This window comes from Streptomyces sp. NPDC020996, from assembly GCF_040641355.1.
Taxonomy (GTDB): Bacteria; Actinomycetota; Actinomycetes; order Streptomycetales; family Streptomycetaceae; genus Streptomyces.
Genome location: NZ_JBFADM010000018.1, coordinates 1 through 23,441, shown reverse-complemented (window position 1 = coordinate 23,441; position 23,441 = coordinate 1). Strand labels below are relative to the sequence as shown.

19 protein-coding genes, 1 tRNA gene and 2 pseudogenes are annotated in these 23,441 nt (G+C 73.0%); 6 read left to right on the top strand and 16 right to left on the bottom strand.

Annotated elements, in window-relative coordinates:
- Positions 1 to 24: 24 nt before the first annotated feature.
- The 3 genes from AB0G63_RS15470 to hppD form a co-directional block, all read right to left on the bottom strand.
- The gene (locus tag AB0G63_RS15470) at positions 25 to 1,431 is read right to left on the bottom strand and encodes an FAD-linked oxidase C-terminal domain-containing protein (RefSeq protein WP_360749982.1); all 1,407 of its coding nucleotides are present in this window, start codon (positions 1,429 to 1,431) and stop codon (positions 25 to 27) included.
- A gap of 114 nt (positions 1,432 to 1,545) precedes the next feature.
- Entirely contained in the window at positions 1,546 to 2,415 is an 870-nt protein-coding gene (locus AB0G63_RS15465; protein WP_360749979.1) for a Teichoic acid biosynthesis protein C (Precursor), read from the bottom strand.
- A 114-nt stretch (positions 2,416 to 2,529) separates the two neighbouring features.
- A complete protein-coding gene (gene hppD, locus AB0G63_RS15460; RefSeq protein WP_360749977.1) occupies positions 2,530 to 3,675 on the bottom strand; it encodes a 4-hydroxyphenylpyruvate dioxygenase in 1,146 nt (381 codons plus the stop codon).
- Between the two features lie 127 nt (positions 3,676 to 3,802).
- Here hppD and AB0G63_RS15455 point away from each other — a divergent pair, with 127 nt between their 5' ends.
- Positions 3,803 to 4,273: an Lrp/AsnC family transcriptional regulator gene (locus AB0G63_RS15455; RefSeq protein ID WP_360749974.1), complete on the top strand. Its 471-nt coding sequence runs from the start codon at positions 3,803 to 3,805 to the stop codon at positions 4,271 to 4,273.
- Between the two features lie 207 nt (positions 4,274 to 4,480).
- Here the strand turns inward: AB0G63_RS15455 and AB0G63_RS15450 are convergent, their stop codons facing one another.
- The 6 genes from AB0G63_RS15450 to AB0G63_RS15425 form a co-directional block, all read right to left on the bottom strand.
- On the bottom strand, positions 4,481 to 5,272 hold the full coding sequence (locus AB0G63_RS15450; RefSeq protein ID WP_360749971.1) for a S16 family serine protease: 792 nt from the start codon (positions 5,270 to 5,272) through the stop codon (positions 4,481 to 4,483).
- Between the two features lie 224 nt (positions 5,273 to 5,496).
- Positions 5,497 to 6,138: a helix-turn-helix domain-containing protein gene (locus AB0G63_RS15445; RefSeq protein ID WP_351885781.1), complete on the bottom strand. Its 642-nt coding sequence runs from the start codon at positions 6,136 to 6,138 to the stop codon at positions 5,497 to 5,499.
- A 345-nt stretch (positions 6,139 to 6,483) separates the two neighbouring features.
- Positions 6,484 to 8,289, bottom strand: a complete 1,806-nt coding sequence (locus tag AB0G63_RS15440; RefSeq protein ID WP_360749968.1) for a DEAD/DEAH box helicase — start codon at positions 8,287 to 8,289, stop codon at positions 6,484 to 6,486.
- 142 nt (positions 8,290 to 8,431) lie between these two features.
- A complete protein-coding gene (locus tag AB0G63_RS15435) occupies positions 8,432 to 8,800 on the bottom strand; it encodes a Fic family protein (protein WP_360749965.1) in 369 nt (122 codons plus the stop codon).
- Positions 8,800 to 8,997, bottom strand: a complete 198-nt coding sequence (locus tag AB0G63_RS15430) for a hypothetical protein (RefSeq protein WP_360749962.1) — start codon at positions 8,995 to 8,997, stop codon at positions 8,800 to 8,802. The genes AB0G63_RS15435 and AB0G63_RS15430 overlap by 1 nt, the downstream gene beginning before the upstream one ends.
- A gap of 12 nt (positions 8,998 to 9,009) precedes the next feature.
- Positions 9,010 to 10,476, bottom strand: a complete 1,467-nt coding sequence (locus AB0G63_RS15425) for an MFS transporter (protein ID WP_360749959.1) — start codon at positions 10,474 to 10,476, stop codon at positions 9,010 to 9,012.
- A gap of 185 nt (positions 10,477 to 10,661) precedes the next feature.
- Here AB0G63_RS15425 and AB0G63_RS15420 point away from each other — a divergent pair.
- The 3 genes and pseudogenes from AB0G63_RS15420 to AB0G63_RS15410 form a co-directional block, all read left to right on the top strand.
- Positions 10,662 to 10,736 (top strand) — tRNA-Cys (locus AB0G63_RS15420).
- A 284-nt stretch (positions 10,737 to 11,020) separates the two neighbouring features.
- Positions 11,021 to 11,395: pseudogene (locus AB0G63_RS15415) on the top strand (helix-turn-helix transcriptional regulator); the annotation flags it as partial.
- Positions 11,394 to 11,495, top strand: a pseudogene (locus AB0G63_RS15410) (DUF397 domain-containing protein); the annotation flags it as partial. The pseudogenes AB0G63_RS15415 and AB0G63_RS15410, both read left to right, overlap by 2 nt.
- A gap of 76 nt (positions 11,496 to 11,571) precedes the next feature.
- Here the strand turns inward: AB0G63_RS15410 and AB0G63_RS15405 are convergent.
- A complete protein-coding gene (locus tag AB0G63_RS15405; protein ID WP_360749957.1) occupies positions 11,572 to 12,204 on the bottom strand; it encodes an SUKH-4 family immunity protein in 633 nt (210 codons plus the stop codon).
- Positions 12,205 to 12,553: 349 nt separating this feature from the next.
- Here AB0G63_RS15405 and AB0G63_RS15400 point away from each other — a divergent pair, with 349 nt between their 5' ends.
- Entirely contained in the window at positions 12,554 to 13,192 is a 639-nt protein-coding gene (locus AB0G63_RS15400; RefSeq protein ID WP_360749954.1) for an RDD family protein, read from the top strand.
- Between the two features lie 191 nt (positions 13,193 to 13,383).
- On the opposite strand, the gene AB0G63_RS15395 is transcribed toward AB0G63_RS15400, so the two are convergent.
- From AB0G63_RS15395 to AB0G63_RS15370, 6 genes are all read right to left on the bottom strand, one after another.
- Positions 13,384 to 15,693 carry a molybdopterin cofactor-binding domain-containing protein gene (locus AB0G63_RS15395; protein WP_360749951.1) on the bottom strand — a complete coding sequence of 770 codons (2,310 nt, stop codon included), beginning with the start codon at positions 15,691 to 15,693 and terminating at the stop codon, positions 13,384 to 13,386.
- Positions 15,690 to 17,750 (bottom strand): 2Fe-2S iron-sulfur cluster-binding protein, encoded by a 2,061-nt coding sequence (locus AB0G63_RS15390; RefSeq protein ID WP_360749948.1) that lies wholly within the window; start codon positions 17,748 to 17,750, stop codon positions 15,690 to 15,692. Before AB0G63_RS15390 ends, AB0G63_RS15395 begins: the two co-directional genes overlap by 4 nt.
- Positions 17,747 to 18,640, bottom strand: a complete 894-nt coding sequence (locus tag AB0G63_RS15385) for an FAD binding domain-containing protein (RefSeq protein WP_360749945.1) — start codon at positions 18,638 to 18,640, stop codon at positions 17,747 to 17,749. The genes AB0G63_RS15390 and AB0G63_RS15385 overlap by 4 nt, the downstream gene beginning before the upstream one ends.
- A 254-nt stretch (positions 18,641 to 18,894) precedes the next feature.
- On the bottom strand, positions 18,895 to 20,520 hold the full coding sequence (locus AB0G63_RS15380; protein ID WP_360750182.1) for a beta-N-acetylhexosaminidase: 1,626 nt from the start codon (positions 20,518 to 20,520) through the stop codon (positions 18,895 to 18,897).
- Positions 20,521 to 20,804: 284 nt separating this feature from the next.
- A complete protein-coding gene (locus AB0G63_RS15375) occupies positions 20,805 to 21,086 on the bottom strand; it encodes a DUF3039 domain-containing protein (protein ID WP_324784140.1) in 282 nt (93 codons plus the stop codon).
- 29 nt (positions 21,087 to 21,115) lie between these two features.
- Positions 21,116 to 21,688 (bottom strand): YqgE/AlgH family protein, encoded by a 573-nt coding sequence (locus AB0G63_RS15370; RefSeq protein ID WP_360749942.1) that lies wholly within the window; start codon positions 21,686 to 21,688, stop codon positions 21,116 to 21,118.
- Between the two features lie 251 nt (positions 21,689 to 21,939).
- Here AB0G63_RS15370 and murA point away from each other — a divergent pair, with 251 nt between their 5' ends.
- Positions 21,940 to 23,280 carry a UDP-N-acetylglucosamine 1-carboxyvinyltransferase gene (gene murA / locus AB0G63_RS15365; RefSeq protein ID WP_360749939.1) on the top strand — a complete coding sequence of 447 codons (1,341 nt, stop codon included), beginning with the start codon at positions 21,940 to 21,942 and terminating at the stop codon, positions 23,278 to 23,280.
- Positions 23,281 to 23,441: the final 161 nt, after the last annotated feature.

The window sequence follows — 23,441 nt, the reverse complement described above, 5'->3', positions numbered from 1 at the left end:
CCGCCCGTTGACGGGCCGCGGGCGTCAGAAGAGCTTGCCCGGGTTCAGGATGCCCAGCGGATCGAAGACCTGCTTGATCTGCCGCTGCATCTCCAGCCCCACCGGGCCGATCTCGCGCGCCAGCCACTCCTTCTTCAGCACCCCCACGCCGTGCTCGCCGGTGATCGTGCCGCCCAGCTCCAGGCCGAGGGCCATGATCTCGTCGAAGGACTCACGGGCGCGCCGGCACTCGTCGGCGTCCTGCGCGTCGAAGCAGACCGTCGGGTGGGTGTTGCCGTCGCCGGCGTGGGCGACGACGCCGATGGTCAGTCCGTGCTTGCCGGCGATCCGCTCGACCCCGTCGATCAGGTCGCCGAGCCGGGAGCGGGGCACGCACACGTCGTCGATCATCGTCGTGCCCCTGACCGCGTCCAGCGCGGGGAGCGACAGCCGCCGCGCCTGCAGCAGCAGCTCCGACTCGGCCACGTCGTCGGCCGGGACGACCGCGGTGGCGCCGGCCGCCTCGCACAGCGCGCCGAGGGCGGCGAGGTCGGCGGCCGGGTCGGGGGTGTCGAAGGCGGCCAGCAGGAGGGCCTCGGTGGTCTCCGGCAGGCCCATGTGGGCCAGGTCGTTGACCGCCTTCACCGTCGTGCGGTCCATCAGTTCCAGCAGGGCCGGCACATGCCCTCCCGCCATGATCCGGCACACCGCGTCGCAGGCGGCGGCCGTGGAGGCGAACTCGGCCGCCAGCACCAGCTGCCGCGGCGGCTTCGGCCGCAGCGCCAGGACCGCCCGTACGACCACGCCGAGCGAGCCCTCGGAGCCGACGAACAGGCGGGTGAGGTCGTACCCGGCGACGCCCTTCGCGGTGCGGCGGCCGGTGGTCATCAGGCGGCCGTCGGCGAGGACGACGTCGAGGCCCAGGACGTACTCGGCGGTCACCCCGTACTTCACGCAGCACAGGCCGCCGGAGGCGGTGCCGATGTTGCCGCCGATCGTGCACGTCTCCCAGCTGGAGGGGTCCGGCGGGTAGTGGAGGCCGTGCTCGCCCACCGCGCGGGAGAGGGCGGCGTTGACCACGCCCGGCTCGACCACCGCGATGCGGTCGACCGGGTTGATCTCCAGGATGCGGTCCATCCTGGTCAGCGACAGCACGATGCAGCCGTCGGTGGCGTTGGCGGCGCCCGACAGGCCGGTGCGGGCGCCCTGCGGGACGACCGGGACGCGCAGCTCGGTGGCGGTGCGCATGACGTGCTGGACCTGTTCGACGGTGCGCGGCAGCACGACGGCCGCGGGGGCGCCGGCCGGGCAGAAGCTGGCCATGTCGTTGGCGTAGGACGCCGTGACGTCGGGGTCGGTGAGGACCGCGTCGGCGGGCAGCCCGCCGCGCAGCCGGTCGATCAGGTTGCCGGTGACCTCGTCGCGGGGCGCTTCGATACGGCTCATGATCACAGCGTCGCACCGGCGGCCATCGGTGTGAACCCCGAGTACGGCAGCCGTCGGATGCCCGGGCCCCGGACGCTCCCCCGCCCAGCCAGCGGGAGCAGGAGCAGGACGGCTGAGGCGCTATGCCGCCGCGCCGTCCTTGACGTAGAGGGAGAAGCGGCGGGCGCCGAGGGGGCCGGAGGCGAAGCCGATGTAGATCCGCGGGTCGGTCCCGCCGCGCACGGCGAGGCCCTCCGGCTCGCGGTGCTCCAGGCCGTACCCGGCGACGGTGCGCTCCTGCTGGAGCAGTTCGCCGGTGCGGATGTCGAGGCAGGAGACGTAGGTGTTGCCGCGGGAGGCGCGGGGGTTGGTGCGCTCGTCGTAGGGGGAGCCGGCCAGCTGGTAGATGCCGTCCCGGTAGAGGGCGTAGCCCTGGAAGGGGACCTTCGGGTCGGGGTGGGCACCGGTCTGCGCGATGTCCGCGACCGGGTTCGCGTAGTCGCGGGCGACGAAGGCGTCGAGGTCCCAGACGCGGTAGCGGGGCCGGCCTGCCTTGTCCCGGTAGCGGACGGCGATGCGGCCGGACTCCGGGCAGACGGACGGCTGGTTGTTGGCGGAGCCGGGTACGGGGTGGCGCACCTTGACGTTCGCGGCGGTGCGGACCGCTCCGGCGGCGAAGTGGAAGCGGGTGACGCCCTGGCCGTAGCCGTTCTTCGCGTCGGCCTCGGTCCAGATCCAGGTGGAGCCGTCGGAGGCGTCGTGCTGCACGCCCATGCTGACGCCGTGGCCGAAGCCCTTGAGGTACATGTGGCCCAGCCGCTTGCCCTGGTGGTCGAGCCGGTTCAGGCACAGGTCGCCGGCCGCGTGGCCGTGGGCGGTGACCTGGAGGACGTACAGGTGCCCGCGCACGTCGTCGAAGGCGAACGACTGGAGCACCGTCGGCTCCTTCAGCGTCGCCTTCCGCGACAGCCAACCAGCGGACGGTACGGCCAGGTCGATGCGTGTCTCCACACGGGCTCCCGCGAGTCCTGCGGACGCCCGTACGGCGGCCGCGGGACTCGAGGGTGTCAACTGCCGTTCACCGGTCGCAAGGATTTCGGCTCACAGACTCACAGGCTCACAGGCTCACAGGTTGCCGCGCTTGGCCTGCTCCCGCTCGATCGCCTCGAACAGCGCCTTGAAGTTGCCCTTGCCGAAGCCCATCGAGCCGTGCCGCTCGATGAGTTCGAAGAAGACGGTCGGGCGGTCCTGGACCGGCTTGGTGAAGATCTGCAGCAGGTAGCCGTCCTCGTCGCGGTCGGCGAGGATCTTCAGCTCGCGCAGGGTGTCAACGGGGACGCGGGTGTCGCCGACCCACTCGCCGAGGGTGTCGTAGTAGGAGTCGGGGGTGTCGAGGAACTCGACACCGGCCGCGCGCATGGTCCGTACGGTCCGCACGATGTCGTTGGTGTTGAGCGCGATGTGCTGGACACCGGCGCCGCCGTAGAACTCCAGGTACTCGTCGATCTGGGACTTCTTCTTCGCGACGGCGGGCTCGTTGATCGGGAACTTGACCTTGAGCGTGCCGTCGGCCACGACCTTCGACATCAGCGCGCTGTACTCGGTGGCGATGTCGTCGCCCACGAACTCCTTCATGTTCGTGAAGCCCATGACCTTGTTGTAGAACTCCACCCACTCGTTCATGCGGCCGAGTTCGACGTTGCCGACGCAGTGGTCGACCGCCTGGAAGGTACGGTCGGCGGGCGGTTCGACGATCGGCTTCGCGGCGACGTAGCCGGGGAGGTACGGGCCGTCGTAGCCGGTGCGTTCGACGAGGGTGTGGCGGGTCTCGCCGTAGGTGGCGATCGCGGCGAGGACGACCGTGCCGTGCTCGTCCTTCAGCTCGTACGGCTCGGCGACGGAGCGGGCGCCGTGCTCGATCGCGTAGGCGTACGCGGCGCGCGCGTCCGGGACCTCGATGGCGAGGTCGACGACGCCGTCGCCGTGCTCGGCCACGTGCCGGTCGAGGAAGTGGCCCCAGGTGGTGACGGGCTTGATCACCGAGGTGAGGACGAACCGCGCCGAGCCGCTCTCCAGCACGTAGCTGGCGGTCTCGCGGCTGCCGTTCTCCGGTCCGGAGTAGGCGACCAGCCGCATGCCGAAGGCGGTGGAGTAGTAGTGCGCCGCCTGCTTGGCGTTGCCCACGGCGAAGACGACCGCGTCCATCCCCTTGACCGGGAAGGGGTCGGCCTGCCGGGCGGTGTCGGGAACGTGGTGTGTGGTCTGGGTCATACCGGAAGCCTGGTGGCGGACGGCAAGGTGCGCAATAGTTTGCGTATTCGCTGGGCAATCTGCCCAGCCGGATGCCCATTCCTCCAGGCTTTCTGTACAGGATGACCACTTCACGCGGGAGGCTGCCGTGGCGATCGACCAGCTGGACGGACGGATCATCGTGCTGCTGGCGCGGGAGCCGCGGATCGGGGTGCTGGAGATGTCCCGGCGGCTGGGGGTGGCCCGGGGGACGGTGCAGGCACGGCTGGACCGGCTCCAGTCGAGCGGGGTCGTCCGCGGGTTCGGGCCGCAGGTGGATCCGGCGGCCCTCGGCTATCCGGTCACCGCCTTCGCCACGCTCCAGATCCGCCAGGGGCAGGGGGCCGACGTGCGGGCGCACCTGGCGTCCGTCCCGGAGGTGCTGGAGCTGCACACCACCACCGGCAGCGGGGACATGCTGTGCCGGCTGGTGGCCCGCTCCAACGCCGACCTGCAACGGGTGATCGACCTGGTCGTCGGTTTCGACGGCATCGTGCGGGCCTCGACCGCGATCGTGATGGAGAACCCCGTCCCGCTGCGGACCATACCCCTGGTGGAGCAGGCGGCACGGGACGAGTGACCGCCTCGGCGCCCCGAAAGGGGCGCGGGGAACTGCGCGACCGGCCACGACGGCGCCGCAGCCGGTCGGCGGCATGGCGCGGCAGGTCCGGCGCAGCGCGCAGCAGGGGCACGTCCGGCCGAGCGCTCAGCAGGGGCACGTCCGGCCGAGCGCTCAGCAGGGGCACGTCCGGCCGAGCGCTCAGCAGGGGCACGTCCGACGGAGTGCTCAGCAGGCGGGGACGGCCCCCGTGCCCTTGCGCAGCGCGGTCAGGGCGTTCACCGCGCCCTTCAGGGTGGTCACCGGGATCAGCCGCAGCCCCTTGGGCAGCTGCGCCCGGGCGTCGGAGCACTCGGCCTTCGGGACGAGGAACACCGTCGCCCCGTCCCGGCGCGCGGCCTGCGTCTTCAGCGCGACCCCGCCGACCGCGCCGACGGTCCCGTCGGCGGCGATGGTGCCCGTGCCGGCGACGGTGCGGCCGCCCGTGAGGTCGCCGCCGCTGCCGTCGCCGTGCAGCTTGTCGATGATGCCGAGGGTGAACAGGAGCCCGGCGCTGGGGCCGCCGACGTCGGCGAGCCGCAGGGTGACCTTGACGCCCTTGTCGTTCATGTGCAGGTAGTCCAGCGCGGCCTCGGTCGCCGCGTCCTGGGACTGCTTCATCTGCTCGGTGTTGTGCTTCTGGATCTCCTCGGTGCTCTCGCCGCTGGGGTAGACCGAGTCGCGCGGCATGACCGCGCGGTCCGTGGCGAACCACGCGTCGATCACCTGGCCGAGCGAGACGTGCGTGTCCGGGTTGGTCGCCTCGATCGTCGTCATCCGCAGCTGACCGCTGGTCCTGCGGGTGGGCGCGCCGGAGACCGTGATCACCGCGGTGCCCTTGTTCTGACCGAGCACGTCGGCCGTCATCCCGGGCTGCGCGAGCGAGAACGGCAGCGGCGCGAAGACGGCCGTGGCGACCAGAGCCGCCGCGGGCAGGGCACAGACGGCGAGGGCCTGAGGACGCGTGAGGCGAGAGAGCACGGGATCAATCTACGGGACGGCGACTTCCGGCCGGATGCCGGTGGACCGGGGCGACCGGCCTGCCGCGGGGGCGCCAGGCGGGGCCGGGAGCGGCCGGGAGCGGCCGGGAGCCGGGTTCCAACGGGTGTTCCGTCGAGGGTGCTCCGTCGGTGGTGTTCCGGCGGTGGGTGTTCCGGCGGTGGGTGTTCCGGTGGTGGGTGTTCCGGTGGGTGTTCCGGCGAGGGTCAGCGCAGCGCCTCGGCCACCTCGCGGGCCGCGTCCACCACCCGGGGGCCCACCCGCTCCGGCACCACGTCGGCCAGCATGACCACACCGACGCTGCCCTCGACCCCCGTGACACCGATCAGCGGTGCGGCGGCTCCGCACGCGCCCGTTTCGAGTTCACCGTGTGTCAGGACGTACCCGGGGTCCTTCGACGGCTGCCGCCGGGCGGAGAGGATCGCCTTGCCTGCGGCGCCGCGGTCCAGCGGGTGGCGGAACCCGGCACGGTAGGCGACGTGATAGTCCGTCCACGTCGGCTCGACGACGGCCACCGCCAGCGCTTCCGCCCCGTCGACCAGCGTCAGGTGCGCCGTCGCCCCGATGTCCTCGGCCAGCGACCTGAGCGCGGGCAGCGCGGCCTCCCGTACCAGGGGATGCACCTGCCGGCCCAGGCGCAGCACACCGAGCCCGACCCGGGCACGTCCGCCCAGGTCGCGCCGTACGAGCGCATGCTGTTCGAGGGTGGCGAGCAACCGGTACACGACGGTCCGGTTCACGCCGAGTCGGTTGGACAGCTCGGTGACGGTCAGCCCGTGGTCCGTATCGGCCAGCAGTTTGAGGACGCGCAGTCCCCGGTCGAGCGTCTGAGAGGTCTCCGCGGTCACGACGCCCACTCCTCCAGGTGGTGAGGTCGGCGGCCCTCTCGCGGCGTGCGTCACCGAGTCCCGTCGGCGACGCGCTTCAGAGGCCGCCGATCGGCCGGCGGCCCGGCATGTCCCGGACCGCGTCGCTTCACGGCTGCGCTCCGCGGCGGCGCTGCCACGGGGCGTGTGCGTAGCGGGACAGTAGCGAAGCAGGTTCGCTCAGCGGAAGGCTCCGTCCAGAATCCGGGCACCGATAAGGAATGATTGCCCCCTTATGCCCTGATTTGTACGGGGGCCAGCAACCGGCACGCACCACCTCCGCGCTGCGCACACGCCCTGAGAACGCCCACGCCGACGCGGCCGGCGTCACCGCATCCGGGTGGCCCACTCCTGCACCTTGGCGATGCGCTGGCGCAGCTGCCCAGCCGTGGCCTCGGCGCTCGGCGGGCCGCCGCACACGCGCCGCAGCTCGGTGTGGATCACGCCGTGCGGCTTGCCGCTCTGGTGGACGTAGGCGCTGACCATCGTGTTGAGCTTCTTGCGCAGCTCCATCATCTCCTTGTGGGAGACGACGGGCCGCCGCTCGGCGGGCAGCTCCAGCAGGTCGGCCTCGGCGTCCGGCTTCTTGCGGCTGTGCGCGATCTGCCGGGCCTGCCGCTTCTGCAGCAGCAGCTGCACCTGCTCGGGTTCGAGGAGCCCGGGGATGCCGAGGTAGTCCTGCTCCTCCTCGCTGCCCGGGTGGGCCTGCATGCCGAACTCGGCGCCGTCGTAGAGGACCCGGTCGAAGACGGCGTCGGACTCCAGCGCCTCGAAGGGCAGCATGTCCTGTTCGCCGGTGTCCTCGTCCTGCTCCTTGTTCGCCTCCTCCATCTCCTTCTCGGACTCGGCGTAGGGGTCCTCCTCGCCCTCCTTCTTCGGCTTGTCGAGGGCGTGGTCGCGCTCGACCTCCATCTCGTTGGCGAAGGTGAGCAGGTCCGGGATGGTCGGCAGGAAGACGGAGGCGGTCTCGCCGCGGCGCCGGGAACGCACGAAGCGGCCGACGGCCTGCGCGAAGAAGAGGGGGGTGGAGATGGTGGTGGCGTAGACCCCGACGGCGAGCCGGGGCACGTCGACGCCCTCGGACACCATGCGGACGGCGACCATCCACCGGTCCTGGTTGCCGCTGAACTCGTCGATCCTGCCGGACGCGCCGGCGTCGTCGGACAGCACGAGGGTGGCCTTGCTGCCGGTGATCTCCCGGATGAGCTTGGCGTAGGCGCGCGCGGAGTCCTGGTCGGAGGCGATGACGAGGGCGCCCGCGTCCGGGATGGCCTTCCTGACCTCGGTCAGCCGCTGGTCGGCGGCGCGCAGCACGCTGGGCATCCAGTCGCCGCGCGGGTCCAGGGCGGTACGCCAGGCCTGGCTGATCGCGTCCTTGGTCATCGGCTCGCCGAGCCGGGCGGCCACCTCGTCGCCGGCCTTGGTGCGCCAGCGCATGTTGCCGCTGTAGGAGAGGAAGATGACGGGCCGCACGACGTGGTCGGCGAGCGCGTTGCCGTAGCCGTAGGTGTAGTCGGCGGCGGACCGGCGGATCCCGTCCTGGCCCTCCTCGTACGTCACGAAGGGGATGGGGTTGGTGTCGGACCGGAACGGCGTGCCGGTGAGCGCGAGGCGCCGGGTGGCCGGTTCGAAGGCCTCCAGACACGCCTCGCCCCAGGACTTGGAGTCGCCGGCGTGGTGGATCTCGTCGAGGATGACGAGGGTCTTGCGCTGCTCGACGCGGTTGCGGTGCAGCATGGGCCGCACGCCGACGCCCGCGTACGTCACGGCGACGCCGTCGTACTCCTTGCCGAGCGGGCCCGCGCTGTACTCGGGATCGAGCTTGATCCCTATCCGGGCGGCGGCCTCCGCCCACTGCTTCTTCAGGTGCTCGGTCGGCGCGACCACGGTCACCTGCTGCACGACGTGGTGGTGCAGCAGCCAGGAGGCCAGCGTCAGCGCGAAGGTAGTCTTTCCGGCGCCGGGTGTGGCGACCGCGAGGAAGTCGCGCGGCTGCTGCTGGATGTACTTGTCCATCGCCGCCTGCTGCCAGGCGCGCAGCTTGCCGGCGGTGCCCCAGGGGGCGCGGCCGGGGAAGGCGGGCGACAGATGGTGCGAGTGGGCGTGCGAGGCAGAAGCGGCGGTGGTAGTCACGGTCTCCGGAGAGGGTTGGGACGGCTCGGCTGCGTACGACGACCGGGCCACCCTACCGGCGGCGCGGCGGTGCCCATGCGCGGACGAGCGCGGGTCGGCCACGGGTGGGATTCACGTCACACGCGTCGCTCGCCGCAGCCCGTCAGCGCGCGAAGCGCGGCAGTTGCGCCGCGATCTTGGGTACGTCCAGGGCACCCTGGCAGACGTCCAGCACGAATCGCTCGGCCTCGTCCACGTCGAACTCCGCGTCGAGGGGGTGCCCGTTGATGTGCAGGTAAACCCAGGTCGCATACCAGGCGAGGCGCTTGTTGCCGTCCACCAGGCCGTGGTTGCGGGCGAGGGACTCCATCAGCGCTGCGGCCTTCTGCCACACGTCCGGGTAGGCGTCCTGCCCGAACACGCTCGACTGCGGACGCGCCAGAGCCGAGTCCAGCAGCCCGTAGTCGCGCACCTCGTCCGCCCCGAGCCGCTTCGCGAGGTTCAGCAGCTCGGGCAGAGTGAGGTAGTACATCAGGCGAGCCTCCGGTTCAACTCGGCGCTGGCCTGGAGCACATGCTCTGCCGCCTCGTTGAACAGTCGCGAGCGCTCGTTTACGGCAGCGATGACCGCGTCGTGAGCGAATGCCTGCATGCTGCGCCCTTCCGCCGCCGCACGCTCACGCAGGGCGTCGAGCTCTTCGTCCGTGAATCGCAGGTTCAGTCCGGCCATGCACCGATGGTACTACCCGGTACCACGCGGTGTCGTCCGTAGCCGCGTCGTCACCCACGCTCCCACCAGCGCCACCGCCGCCATCGGCAGGAACACCGCCGCGAAGGCGGCCGGACGGGACGCCGTGGCCTGGGTCGCCGCGTGGGTCACCGAGCCGCCGCCGAGGGCCGCGAAGGCGGCGCCGCCGGCGGCGAGCAGGATCACGTTGGCCAGGGCGTCGGAGATCTGCAGGGCGGCGGAGTTGGCGCCGGCCTCCTCGGGGGCGGAGAGCTGGAGCAGGAGCACGCTGGTGGAGGAGATCACCAGGCCCATCCCGAAGCAGCCGAACCCCCAGGCGACGGCCACGGTCCAGGCGGGCACGGCGTCGATCAGCACGCTCGGCGCGGCCGCGACGGCGGCCGCGGCCAGCAGCATCCCCACCGTCATCAGCCGCTCCCGGTACGGCTCCACGCGCGCCCGCGACTGCACCCACGATCCCAGCGCCCACGTCACGCCGCCCGCCGCGAGCGAGAGCCCGGCGAGCGTCGGGGACAGCCCCCGCTGGGTGACGAGCATCAGCGGCACGAACGACTCCGCGGCGATGAACGACCCGGCGGCGATGCCGCGCAGCAGCACCACGGACGGCAGCCCGCGCGCCGCCCGGTACGTGCCGCGCGGCAGCAGCCCGAGCACGGCCGGTACGAGCAGCGCGGCGCCGGCGGCGCCGGGCAGCAGCGAGATCCAGCGCAGGTCCTGGGCGGCGTACTGGAGCAGCCCGGCGCCGAGGGAGATGCCGAGGGCGAGCCGGATGCGGCGGCGGTCGAGGGAGGCGTCGGCCGCCCGCTCCACCGGGCCGGACGCCCGGCGCCGTATCTGCGGCAGCGCGAGCGCCAGCGGGAAGACCACCAGCACCGGGATGCCGACGAACACCCAGCGCCAGCCGAGGTGTTCGGTCACCGCGCCCGCGGCGAGCGGGCCGACCACGGACGGCACCACCCAGCCCGCCGCGAACGCCGCCATGATCGCCGGTCGCAGCCGCTCGGGATAGGCGCGGCCGACGACGACGTACAGCGCGACGATCACCAGCCCGCCGCCGAACCCCTGCACGGCCCGCCCGAGGACGAACACCCACATCGCTTGGGCCGTCCCGGCGAGCAGCAGCCCGGCGGCGAAGGCGGCGATGCCGGTCGTCAGCGACCCGAGCGGCCCCCGCCGGTCGGACCACTGCCCGGCGAGCACCATCCCGAACAGGCTGGTGGTGAAGTACCCGGAGAACGCGAACGCGTACAGCGACACCCCGTGCAGTTCCCGCGCCGCGACCGGCATCGCCGTGGCCACCGCCGTGGCCTCGAAGGCGATCAGCAGGACGACGGACACGATCCCGATGCTGAGCGCGCGATGGGACCGCCCCAGCACGCTCTCGTCGGCTCTGTCGGCTCTGTCGGCTCTGTCTGCGGGTTCGGTTTCGGTCGCGGTGTCCCGCGGCTCATGGACGGCCATGGTCGCCAGGGTAAGGTCCGCAGCCCGCTTTGACCCCTGTCCAAGGTCGCCCGGACTCCGGGACCTTGGTCCTACGCCCCCGCGCTTCCGGCCCGTTCATGAACGGCGTATGGCAGTCCCGTTGCGGCCCCCGCGATTCCCTTGAGTCCCTTCCCCGCCCCGTCCTACGGTCTTCTCATCGACACGGCCGTGTGCCCGAGTGGTTCAGGGACTCGCCTGCAAAGCGAGTTACGCGGGTTCAATTCCCGCCACGGCCTCCACCTGCCCGACCAGGCAGAACGAGAGGGCGGCACCCCAGGCGGGGTGCCGCCCTCCGGTCATGCGGGGTGCTGTGGCAAGTACCCGTTCGGGGGAGCTGCCGACTTCATGCGGTCGACGGGCGCGGACTCTGCGTAGCGTTCACCAGGAGTGACGCGCTGACGGATGCGAGCTGTACGCGCAGGCGATGCGCTTGTCTGTGACGCGGAGCGTGACCGGTTCCCGGGCGGCGCGTTGGGCGGGCGGAGTCCGGTGACTGCGAGGGTCGTACGGGAGGAGCCACGACGTGGGCGACGAGGTTCAGCAGCCGGAGTACGAGGTCGGGGCGGGCATTGTCTGCCTGTTCGGACGGCACTTGAAGCTGTTCCGGGAGCGGGCGGGGATGGACCGCGCGACGTCCGGGTCGCTGACCGGCTACTCGGCGTCGACGATCGCGTCGTTCGAGCAGGGGAGGCGTATCCCGCCGCCGAGATTCATCGACCAGGCGGATGAAGTGCTGGGTGCGGGCCGGGTGTTGAGCGCGAGCAAGGAGGAAGTGGCTCGCGCGCAGTATCCCGCCTTCTTTCGCGATGCGGCGCGGCTGGAGGCCAAGGCAGCAGCCCTGCATGTGTACGCCACCAAGGCCGTACCAGGGCTCTTGCAGACGGAAGACTACGCGCCCCGGCAGGGTCCACGTCCGCGACTCGAAGGACACGACCCGCGCCGCACTCGCCGTGGAGCCCACGGCGTGGACCGCGTTCGTCGAGTTCGCGGCACTCTGACAAGGCAGGGCCCTGGGCCGGCGCGTGCTCGCCCAGGGCCCTGCGCACGTCCGCAGGGAGTTGGAGCGGGTCCGCTTCACTCCGGGCAGGCTCCGTCGTGGTGGAGCAGGCAGAGGGTGAAGGCGAAGGTGGAGACGTCCGTGGACAGCGGGTGCGGGGGCGTGCCGGGGCCGCGCCAGGTCAGGATCGTGCCGGTGGCGCCGTCCAGCAGCACGGCGTGCTGCTCGTCCAGGTCGCCGAGGCGTATCAGGTGGGCCGGGCGCGGCGGAAGCCGGTCGGGCGAGGGGCCCGCGTCGGGGCGGTGGTCGTCCGCGTAGTACTCGGCCAGCGTCGGCAGCGGGATGTCCGTGTCCAGGTGGAAGAGGGCCGTGTCCTCGGGCAGGCCGGTCTCGCACAGGAAGCGGCGGGTCGGCTCGTGGGTGAGCGTGGACGGGAAGTCGATGTCCTCGAAGCGGACCAGCCTGCCGGGGCCGAACTCGCGGTCCAGCAGACGGGCGGGCAGGTCGAGGGCGAGGCCGGAGACGGTGGGGGTGACGGCGGACCGGGTCAGCGGGCGGGGCGCGTCCGCGTCGCCGGGCCGGCCGCGCAGGCCGGCCGGGCGCAGCAGGCCCCCGAACGCCTGCGGGTTCAGGCGGTCGTCGAACGCCTGCGGATTCGTATGGTCGTCGATCGACGCGGTCGCCGCGACGGCGGTGTCGGTCGTGCTCATGGTTCCCCCGGATGTGCTTGCTCGTCCCCGTGCGGGGAACGGCCACGTCGCCGTCCGGTCTCCGGCCGGAGGCCGCCGTCCCCACTGCCAGAACACTACGCCGCCCCACTGACAACGCCCCACCGACTTACGGTCCATTGACCAACGGCCCATTGAGCGGTGTGCATCGTGAGGACGCACCTCCGAGATCACTGCCGGCTGTCGGCCTCGGTGCGATCGCCGGCCTGGAGCGGTCGTGACGAGATCGCGAATCATCAGTATTCACGTAACAGTCGGTCTCAAAGTATTCCTAAACGATCGCCGGGGCCGTAAACCTCAGGGGTAAGTCACACACGAGACAAGCAGGACGATGACGAACCAACCTCCCGGCTACGGCTACCCGTCAGACCAGAACCAGAACCCCTATGGCCAGCAGCCTGCGCCCGGCTACGGCGCCCCGCAGGGCCCGTACGACTCGCAGCCCGGCCCGGGCTACCCGCCCCCGCCGCCGCCCGGTTACCCGCAGGGCGCCGGCCAGCTCCCGCCGTGGCTCGGCCAGGCCGGCCCGTACGGCCCGCCGCCGCCCGGCACCCCTACCCTGGCCAGTCCCGGCGACCGCTTCCTGGCCCGCCTGATCGACTTCGGCATCCTGCTGATTCCGTTGATCTTGGTCCAATTCACCATCGCGGTCGCGGTCGGCTCGATCGTGGCCGGCGTCATCGGCGCCGCACTCGTCTTCGGCTACGAGGGTGTGATGATGCTCACCCAGAACCAGCAGTCGATCGGCAAGAAGGTGATGAAGCTGCGGGTGGTCTCAGCGGCGCACGGTGGCCGTCCCTCCGACAACGAGCTCTGGATCCGCAGCGCGGTCTTCGGCCTGCCCCAGGCGGTCTACCTGGTTGGCTCGTTGTTCTCCCTGGTGAACGTGCTGTCGCTGCTCTGGGACAAGCCGCTGCAGCAGTGCTTCCATGACAAGGCGGCGAAGACCGTGGTGGTCAAGGAGGCCTGAACGGTCTCCGGTTGACCCCTGTGAGTCCGACGAAGCCCGGTTGCCCCGATCATCCTCGGGGGCAACCGGGCTTCGGGTTCCGTGCGGCGCCCGGGGAGGACGTCAGGCGACCCGCGCGCGTCCCGCACCGGCGAGGATCCGGACGAGGATCCGGGCCTGCGGCGGTTCGTGCTCGTGGGGATCCGGTGCGGTCACTGGCCCGTCACCACCGCCGCCTGGGGGCGGATGGGGAGGCGGTTGACCGGGCGGCCCGTGGCGGCGCGGACCGCGGAGGCGATCGCCGCCGGGGACGTGACGACCGGGACCGCGCTGACCGCCTTCGCGCCGAAGGGCGCGACCACGTCACGCTCCTCGACGAGCTTGACGATGCGGATGTCGGGCGCGTCCAGGGCCGTCGGGAGCGCGTATCCGGTCAGGTCGGGGTGGCGGATCAGGCCGCGGCCGGTGCGGAGGTTCTCGGTGAGCGCGATGCCCACGCCCTGGGTGACGCCCGCCTCGATGCGCGCGTGCAACTGCGCCGGATTCAGCACCCGGCCCACGTCCTGCGCCAGCGCCAGCTCCACCACCCGCACCGAGCCCAGCTCGACGTCGACGTCGACGACCGCGCGGATCGCGCAGAACGCCAGGCCCACGAAGGCGTCGCCCTGGCCGGAGTCGTCCAGCGGCTCCGTGGGGTGCGGGCGGCACTGGGCGGTCGCCCACAGCTCCTTGCCGTCCAGGGCCTCGGTGACGGTGGTCGACAGGACGCCGTCGTACGACGTGATCTTGCCGTCGGTGATCTGCAGCAGTTCGGTGGACATGCCGAACTTGTGCGCCAGGGGCTGCAGGAGCTGGGTGCGGACCATCTTCGCCGCGCGTTCCACCGCGCCGCCGGACACCCACGTGTGGCGGCCGCGGCAACCGGCGCCCGCGGGGGGCTGGTCGGTGTCCACCGGAGCCACGTGCACCTCGTCGACGCCCAGGGTCTCCTGCACGATCTGCCGGGCCAGCGTGGTGAAGCCCTGGCCGGTCTCGACGGCCGCGCACAGCACGGTCGCTACGCCGTCCTGGACGCGGACGGTCGCCGTGGAGACCTCGTCGGCGCCCTCCGCGCCGAGCATGTGCACCATGCCCAGGCCGTAGCCCACGCCCCGGCGCACCGCGCCCGGGTCGCCGGCGCCCTCGGGGCCGCCGGGCAGCAGCCACTCGTCCTCCGGCGTGTCCTTGGGCAGCGGCGGCAGCGGGAAGTCCCGTACCGCCTGGAGGAGTTCGGCGACGGGGGCCGGGCAGGTCACCGTCTGGCCGGTGGGGAGCACGTCCCCGGTGGCCAGCACGTTGCGCATCCGCAGCTCCGCCGGGTCGACGCCGAGCTTCTTCGCCAGCTTGTCCATCTGCGCCTCGTACGCGGCGCACACCTGCATCGCGCCCTCGCCGCGCACGTGCCCGGAGGGCGGGTTGTTGGTGCGTACCGCCCAGCCCTCGATGAAGGCGTTCGGCACGACGTACGGGCCGCAGGCGAACGCCACCGCGGCGGCCAGCGCCTCGGACGACGTGTCCGCGTACGCGCCCGCGTCGAGCAGGATCTGCGCCTCGACCTTCACCAGCCGGCCCTCGGCGTCGGCGTGGTGGCGGTAGCGCAGCAGGGTGGGGTGCCGGTGGGCGTGGCCGAGGAACGACTCCTCGCGGGTCGCCGTCAGCTTCACCGGGCAGCCGGTCTTCAGGGCGAGCAGGCCCAGCGGGAGTTGGAAGCCCTGGTCCTCGCGGTCGGCCGTCGCGCCGGGCACGCCGGTGACGACGATCTTCACGCGTTCGGGTGCCAGGCCGTAGCAGGCGGCGAGCGCGTCGCGGTCGGCGTGCGGGTCGGTGGAGGCCAGGTACAGCTCGACGCCGCCGTCGGGGCGCGGCACGGCGAGGCCGGCCTCGGCGCCGATCGGGGCGGGATCCTGGCGGCCGATGCGGTACAGGCCCTCGGCGACGACCTCGCCGACCGCCTCCGGGTCGCCGTGGCGCAGCGGGATGTGCCGGATCAGGTTGCCGTCGGGGTGCAGCGGCTCCGCCTCGAAGGCCTGCTCGGGGTCGGTCACCGGGTCGAGCACCTCGTACTCGACGATGACGGCGGCGGCGGCCATGCGCGCGGTGTCGGGGTGGTCGGCGGCGACGGCGGCGATGGGCTCGCCGTGGTGGCGTACGACCTCGGAGGCGAAGACCGGGCGGTCGGCCTTGCCGCGGCCGTGCAGCGGGGCGCCGGGGACGTCCTCGTGCGTGACGACGGCCCGCACGCCGGGCATCTCGCGCGCGTGGGAGGTGTCGATGGACACGATGCGCGCGTGCGCGTGCGGTGAGCGCAGGACGGCGGCCCACAGCAGGCCCTCGGCCCACAGGTCGGCCGCGTAGGGGAACGTGCCCTCGGTCTTGGCCCGGGCGTCGGCGGCCGGCAGGGAGGCGCCGAGGCCGTGCGGGATCGGCTCCGGGGCGGGTGCTGCCTCCGCGGCGGTGGTCGCGGTGGCGGCTTCGTTGCTCACGCCTGGCCTCCGTCCTGTCCGTACGCCTGGTCGTGCGTTCCGGGTGATCCGGGTGATCCGGGTGACTCGAACGCCGACGGGTTGACGCCGCCGGCGCCCGGTCCCGCCTGGTGCGGGATGCGCGCCTCGTCGGCGTGCGTCCCGGCATGCGTTTCGGCTTTCGCCTGGTGGTCCGTCGCGTCGTCGGCCGCGGAGTGCGCCTCGCGTTCGGCGACGACCTCCTGGACCGCGTCGACGACGCCCCGGTAGCCGGAGCAGCGGCACAGGTTGCCGCACAGCGCCTGGCGCGTCTCCAGCTCGGTCGGCGCGGGGTTGCCCTCCAGCAGGTCGTGCACCGTCATCGCCATGCCGGGCACGCAGAAGCCGCACTGCACCGCGCCGCACCGGGCCAGCGCCCGCTGCACGTCGGAGGGCTGCCCGTCGACGGCGAGCCCCTCGACCGTGCGGACCTCGCTGCCGGCGGCCGTCACGGCGGGCACCAGGCAGGACGCGACGAGCCGTCCGTCGACCTGGACGCTGCACGCGCCGCACTCGCCCTGCGAGCAGCCGTCCTTGGCGCCCGCGAGACCGAGCCGCTCGCGCAGCACGTACAGCAGCGACTCGCCGATCCAGGCGTCGGCGACGGGGCGGTCGGCGCCGTTCACCCGAAGGACGTAGGACGCGAGGGGGTGTTCCTCGCCGGTGGGCACGGGCGCCGGGCCGTCGTCCGTGGCGGCGGCGTCCGCCGGGCCGGCCGGGCCGACCGTGCCGTCCGCGTGGTCCGCTTGGTCCGCTTGGTCCGTGGAGTCGGCCTGGCGGGGGTCGGAGGGGGCCTGCGGGGGGCCGTCGGCCTCCGGGTTCTCCTGCGCGGTCGCGGCGGGTTCGTCCGCCGGCCCGGCCTGCTCTCCGGCCGACGGTTCCTCGGCCGGCTGCTCTCCGGGCGTCGGCTCCTCGGCCGGCGGTTCCTCGGCCGGCTGTTCTCCGGCGGGCTCCGTGAAGGGCTCTACGGCCCCTTCAGAGGCCGCGGCGGCGCCTTGTGCGGCCTCAGCCGCCCCAGCGGCCTCGCCGGCCTCCTGAGCCCGCTGTGCGGCTTTCTGGACCGCCTCCGCGACCTGGGCGGCACGCGCCGCCTCCGCCGCCGCGTGCGACCCGGGGTCCTGCTCCTGCTCGCCGGACGCGGCCGGGTGCTCGTGCGCCGGGTGCTCCGGCGCCGCGGCGTCGTGCCCGGCGGGAGCGTGCCCGGCGGAGTCGTGCCCGGCGGAGTCGTGCCCGGCGGGAGTGTGCCCGGCCGGGCTGTCCGCGGCCGGCTGGGCGTCGTGGCCCGGTGCGGGCGTCCCGTAGGCGTACCCGGCGTCCACCGGTGGCTGCGCGTACCCGGCGCCCGGCGGTTGTGCGTGGCCCGGATGCCGGTGCGGCTCGTACGGCTCGTGCGGCCGTCGGGGGTCGGCGTGCGGGGCCGTCCGCTCGTCCGTCGCGCCCTCGACGGCGGCGCCCCACGCCTGGCCCGCCCCCTCGGTCGCCCACGGCGCGGGCGCGCCGCCGGGCAGGGTGGCGGGGGGCGTGCCGCCCCACTGCTGGACCAGCGACGACGTGGTGAACTCGCCCGACTCGTCCGGCAGGTCGCCCCCGGCGACGGGGATCGACCACTCCCCGGTCACGTCCTGGCCGGGCGCGGGCGCCGGCGCGGGCTGCGGGGCGGGCGGGGCCTCGTGGCCGGCGTTGTCGCCGAAGTTCCACTGCTGCGTGGCACCCGGGTGGTACGTGAACCGGTCGTCCGGCGCGCCCTGGGCGGCGGCGTTCGGGTCGGGCCACGGGGCGCCGTCGGCCGGCGCCGCCCACGCGCCCGGCGCCGCGGGGTCCCCGGCGCCGGGGGCGGGGGTGGCCGTTATCTGCGGGGGCACGTAGCCGTGGCCCGGCGCGGCGAGGGGGGTGTCGTAGGCGGCGAGCAGCTCGTCGATGCCGCCCTCGGGGAGCTTCACGAAGGCGGTGGCGCCGTCGTCGTAGTCGCCCTGGGGCAGCGGGTCCCAGCGTCCCGCGCCGCCCTGGGGCGCGTCCTGTCCGTGCTGGTCGTCGGTCACGACAGCGCCCTCCCCAGTGCTCGTCGGGCCAGCGCGGCGACGGTGCGCCGCAGGTGCAGTACGGCGGGCGGAAGCTGCGGCACCGAGCCGTCCGCCTCCGGGGCCGGGTCGGGGATGCAGGCCGCGGCGACGTACTCGCCGAAGGCGCCCAACGCCTCCGGGACGATCGCGCGGTTGTTGTCCCAGTCGATCAGCCGGGCGACCCAGTGCTCGGCCTCGAGGGGCCGCAGCGGCATCGGCGCTATGGCGCCGACGGCGCACCGGACGCCGCGCCGGGCCGGGTCGAGGACCAGGGCGACGGACGCGACGGCGCGCCCGGGGCCGGTGCGTCCGGTGGCCTTGAGGAAGACCTGCGGGGCGTGCAGCAGCGGCACCCGTACGTAGCCGATGAGTTCGCCGCCGCGCAGCATGTCGACGCCGGCCAGCAGGTGCGAGACCGGCAGCTCCCGGCGGGCTCCGCCCGGGCCCGCGATGATCAGCGTCGCCTCCAGGGCGGCCAGCACCGGAAGCGCGTCCCCGGTGGGCGCGGCGGAGGCGATGTTGCCCCCGAGGGTGCCGGCGTTGCGGATCTGCGGCGGGCCCGCCGCGCGCGCGGACGCGGCGAGCGCCGGGATGAGCGCGGCGAAGTCGGGGCGGCCCATGCGCGCGTGGGTGAGGCCCGCGCCGAGCAGGGCGTGGCCGTCCTGGTACTGCCAGCCGCGGATCTCGCTGATCCGGCCGAGGCCGACCAGCGCGGCGGGTCTGAGCTGCCCGGAGTTGACGGCGGCCATGAGATCGGTGCCACCCGCGACGGGCACGGCGGCTGGCATGGCGGTCAGCGCCGCCACGGCCTCGTCCAGCGTCGCGGGCAGCGTCACGGCCTGCGCCGCCTGCGGTGCGTGCATGGTCAACCCGGCTGCCCCTTCCCGCTGCCCCACCTGGTCCCAGCTGGTCCCGCCTGTTGCGCCGTACGGTACGTGCCGACAGGGCGGACGTGGCAACTCTGGCACATCTTCGCAGGGCCCGAAGACGGGGGTCCGCTAGGAGGCATTCGCCCGCCTCACCAGGGAGATGGTCCGTTTTCACACGGCATCACCTGGGCAATCCGGTTGGCGCCCTTCGGTGATGCTTGCGATGTTTTTCCCGCCTCCGTTCGGGAGGTCGGCTACCTGTTCGGGGGCGTGCCCTCGACCGGACGCCCGGGCACGCCGGGGCGCCGCTGCCACGGCCGTGGTCCGGCGGGCGGCCGGTAGGCGACCCCCAGGGCGTCAAGTCGCCGATAATGCGCGGCCATTCGCCGCTCGAAGCCGGCCAGGTCCCGCTGCCCGGGGGCCGGCAGGCGACTCCAGGCCACCTCGGCGAAGGCCGCGAGCCGCGGGAACGTCTGGTAGTCCACGCGGGCGCGGTCCTCCATCACCTCGGTCCACACGTTCGCCTGGGCGCCCAGCACATGGCGGGCCTCCTCCTCGGTGAGCTGCGGCGGGACCGGCTCGAAGCGGTAGACGTCCTCCAGGGTGCGCACGTACCCGATCGGCACCGGCTCGTCCTCGCCCGGCGCCTGACGGTAATCCAGGTACACGTACTGCTCGGGGCACATGACGACGTCGTGGCCGGCCCGCGCGGCGGCCACCCCGCCCGCGTAGCCGCGCCACGACGACACCGCCGCGCCCTCGGCGAGGCCGCCCTGGAGGATCTCGTCCCAGCCGATGAGCCGCCGCCCGCGCGCGGACAGCCACGCGTCGAAGTGCCCGATGAACCACGCCTGCAGCCCGTCCTCGCCGGCGAGTCCGAGTTCCCTGATGCGCGCCTGCGCGGCCGGGGACCGCCGCCACTGGTCCTTGAGGCATTCGTCGCCTCCGACGTGGACGAACCGCGAGGGGAAGAGGTCGAGCAGTTCTTCGAAGACGCCCTCGTAGAAGCGGATGGTGTCGTCGGTGGGGGCGAGTACGTTCGGGGAGATCCCCCAGTCGTCCCAGACGGAGAGGGCGGCGGTGTCGACGACGTCGGTGTTGCCGAGTTCCGGGTACGCGGCGATGGCGGCCTGCGAGTGGCCGGGCACGTCGATCTCGGGGACGACGGTGATGTGCCGCTCGGCCGCGTAGGCGACGATCTCCCGGATGTCGTCCTGCGAGTAGAAACCGCCGTGCGGCTTCGGCTCCCACAACGGCGAGGCACGGTGGCCGAATCTCGTGCGCGCCCGCCAGGCGCCGGTCTCGGTCAGCTTCGGGTACCGCAGGATCTCGACGCGCCAGCCCTGGTCGTCCGTCAGGTGGAGGTGCAGCACGTTGAGTTTGTGCGCGGCCATCAGGTCGAGGTAGCGCAGGACGTCGTCCTTGGGCATGAAGTGCCGGGCGACGTCGAGCAGGAGGCCGCGCCAGCCGAAACGGGGCGAGTCCTCGACGCGGGTGAGCGGGATGCGCCACCGCCGGCCGGGGAGGGGGGCGCGCCGGAAGGCGTCCGGACCCAGCAGCTGCCGCAGCGTCTGGGCGCCCCAGAAGACTCCGGCGGGGCCGCCGCCCGCGAGGTGCGCGCCGTCCGGCGTGACGGCGAGCCGGTAGCCCTCGGCGCCGAGGTCCTCGGTGACCCGCGGGTCGACGGACAGGCGGAGCACGCCGGGCCCGCCCGGGTCCCCGGGGGGAAGCGGCAGGCCGGTGGCCGCGCCCAGCGTCGCGCGCAGCCAGCGTTCCGTGCGCTCCGTGCCGGTCCCGGCGGCCAGCGCGGTTCGCGGGCCGAGTTCGAGGAAGCGGTCCGCACGGGCCGTCGCCTGCCGGGGTTCGGGAATCAGGTCCACCACGTCAGCCCTTCACCGCTGTCGCCCGGCCCGGAGACCGGCCGTCGTCGTGCCGCCGCGCGCGACGGGGGCTCGCCGCGTACGACGGAGGCTCGCTGCGCGCGACGGAGGCTCGCTCGGCACCACCGAGGCCTGCTCTGCGCGACGGAGGCTCAACGGAGGCTACGGAGTCCGGCGACGCGCCCACAAGAGGTCTCGACCACTTCATGGCCGGAAGACGCGAAAGCCCCCCGGGTCGCGCGGAACCGCGCCCCGGGGGGCTCGCGAACGTCCGGCGGTACGGGCTACTTGCCGCCGTCGCCCTTGTCGTCGCCGCCGCTGCCCATGGACTCGTAGATCTCCTTGCACATGGGGCACACGGGGTACTTCTTCGGGTCACGGCCCGGCACCCAGACCTTGCCGCACAGCGCCACGACGGGGGTGCCGTCGAGAGCGCTCGCCATGATCTTGTCCTTCTGGACGTAGTGGGCGAAGCGCTCGTGGTCGCCGTCGCCGTGCGACACCTGCGGCGTCGGCTCTACGAGGGTCCCCGTACCAGTCCCGCGCTCGGGCTCGAGAGTGCTCATGCCGCCAAGAGTACTGAAGCTCACACCCATCAGTTGAGCGAAGGGTCGTCCGGGTACGTGGCCACCATCGCCAGTTCGCTGCGCTGGCGGCGCAGCACCTCGCGCCAGAGCCGCTCCGGGAACGGCGAGGAGACGTCGCCGGGCTCGGACTCGACGACGTACCAGGCGCCCTCCGCCAGCTCGTCCTTCAGCTGGCCCGGGCCCCAGCCGGCGTACCCGGCGAAGATCCGCAGGGAGCCGAGGGCCGAGGCGAGCAGCTCCGGCGGCGCCTCCAGGTCGACCAGGCCGATCGCGCCGTGCACCCGGCGCCAGCCCAGCGGGGCCCGCTCCCCGGCCGCCCCGCCCGGGATGACGGCCACGCCGAGAGCCGAGTCCAGCGACACCGGGCCGCCCTGGAAGACGACGCCGGGCTCGCCGGCGAGGTCCGCCCAGCCCTCCAGGATGTCGCCCACGTCCACCGGGGTCGGACGGTTGAGGACGACGCCGAGGGAGCCCTCCTCGTCGTGGTCGAGAAGGAGCACCACCGCACGGTCGAAGTTCGGGTCCGCCAGGGCGGGCGTTGCCACGAGCAGCCGCCCTGTGAGCGAGGACACCTCGGTCATGCCAGACATGATCCCGCATCTTCCGCCGGAGTGGGGAGGCAATGCGGGTAAGGGGGTGAGCGCACCTCAGGACGGTTCGGAGCACGCCGGGCGCACGAACGGGGCGGTGACCGCGCGTGCCCGGCGGGGAACGGTTCGTGTTGTGACACAGCTATGACAAGGCTGGGGCGTTCTCGGGCTTACTGAAGGGGGGTGGGCGGCGATTACCCTTTCCCTTCTGGCCCTGCCCCACTCATCGGAACGCGAGATACATGACCGTCAACGACGATGTCCTGCTTGTCCACGGCGGAACCCCGCTGGAGGGCGAGATCCGTGTCCGCGGTGCGAAGAACCTCGTGCCGAAGGCCATGGTCGCCGCCCTGCTGGGCAGTGGGCCGAGTCGACTGCGCAACGTGCCGGACATCCGTGACGTGCGTGTCGTACGCGGCCTGCTGCAGCTGCACGGGGTGACGGTCCGTCCGGGTGAGGAGCCGGGCGAGCTGGTGCTCGACCCGACCCACGTCGAGAGCGCCAACGTGGCCGACATCGACGCCCACGCGGGGTCGAGCCGCATCCCGATCCTGTTCTGCGGCCCGCTGCTGCACCGGCTCGGGCACGCGTTCATCCCCGGCCTCGGCGGCTGCGACATCGGCGGCCGGCCCATCGACTTCCACTTCGACGTGCTGCGGCAGTTCGGCGCGAAGATCGAGAAGCGGGCCGACGGGCAGTACCTGGAGGCGCCGCAGCGGCTGCGCGGCACGAAGATCCGGCTGCCGTACCCGTCCGTCGGCACGACCGAGCAGGTGCTGCTGACGGCCGTCCTCGCCGAGGGCGTGACGGAGCTGTCGAACGCCGCGGTCGAGCCGGAGATCGAGGACCTGATCTGCGTCCTGCAGAAGATGGGCGCCATCATCGCGATGGACACCGACCGCACGATCCGCATCACGGGTGTGGACCGGCTCGGCGGCTACAACCACGGCGCCCTGCCCGACCGCCTGGAGGCCGCCTCCTGGGCGTCCGCGGCACTCGCGACCGAGGGCGACATCTACGTCCGCGGCGCCCAGCAGCGGTCGATGATGACGTTCCTCAACACCTACCGCAAGGTGGGCGGCGCCTTCGAGATCGACGACGAGGGCATCCGTTTCTGGCACCCGGGCGGGCAGTTGAAGTCCATCGCCCTGGAGACGGACGTGCACCCCGGTTTCCAGACGGACTGGCAGCAGCCGCTGGTGGTGGCCCTCACCCAGGCGACCGGCCTGTCCATCATCCACGAGACGGTCTACGAGTCCCGGCTCGGCTTCACCTCCGCGCTCAACCAGATGGGCGCGCACATCCAGCTCTACCGGGAGTGCCTGGGCGGCTCCGACTGCCGCTTCGGGCAGCGCAACTTCCTGCACTCCGCGGTCGTTTCGGGCCCCACCAAGCTCCAGGGCGCCGACCTGGTCATCCCCGACCTGCGCGGCGGGTTCTCGTACCTGATCGCCGCGCTCGCGGCCCAGGGCACCTCCCGCGTCCACGGCATCGACCTGATCAACCGCGGCTACGAGAACTTCATGGAGAAGCTCGTCGAGCTCGGCGCGAAGGTGGAACTGCCGGGCAAGGCGCTCGGCTAGTTCTTCGGTCCCGGACGTGGCCGACGGCTGCCGGGCTTGATCACGGCGAAGACCTGCGTGCGGTGGGGTAGGCCGCGTCGGCCTCGCCGCTGGGGCCGTCGACCTTGTTGGCGCACAGCACGACGGGCTTGCCGGCCTTGCGCAGCAGCCGTACGACGGCC

What these genes read in the sequence shown, in the direction of transcription:
- murA (WP_360749939.1), top strand. Translation starts at nt 21,940, where the DNA reads ATGACCGTCAACGACGATGTCCTGCTTGTCCACGGCGGAACCCCGCTG.
- hppD (WP_360749977.1), bottom strand. Translation starts at nt 3,675, where the DNA reads ATGACCCAGACCACACACCACGTTCCCGACACCGCCCGGCAGGCCGAC.
- AB0G63_RS15370 (WP_360749942.1), bottom strand. Translation starts at nt 21,688, where the DNA reads ATGACCGAGGTGTCCTCGCTCACAGGGCGGCTGCTCGTGGCAACGCCC.
- AB0G63_RS15375 (WP_324784140.1), bottom strand. Translation starts at nt 21,086, where the DNA reads ATGAGCACTCTCGAGCCCGAGCGCGGGACTGGTACGGGGACCCTCGTA.
- AB0G63_RS15425 (WP_360749959.1), bottom strand. Translation starts at nt 10,476, where the DNA reads ATGGCCGTCCATGAGCCGCGGGACACCGCGACCGAAACCGAACCCGCA.
- AB0G63_RS15430 (WP_360749962.1), bottom strand. Translation starts at nt 8,997, where the DNA reads ATGGCCGGACTGAACCTGCGATTCACGGACGAAGAGCTCGACGCCCTG.
- AB0G63_RS15405 (WP_360749957.1), bottom strand. Translation starts at nt 12,204, where the DNA reads ATGAGCACGACCGACACCGCCGTCGCGGCGACCGCGTCGATCGACGAC.
- AB0G63_RS15400 (WP_360749954.1), top strand. Translation starts at nt 12,554, where the DNA reads ATGACGAACCAACCTCCCGGCTACGGCTACCCGTCAGACCAGAACCAG.
- AB0G63_RS15435 (WP_360749965.1), bottom strand. Translation starts at nt 8,800, where the DNA reads ATGTACTACCTCACTCTGCCCGAGCTGCTGAACCTCGCGAAGCGGCTC.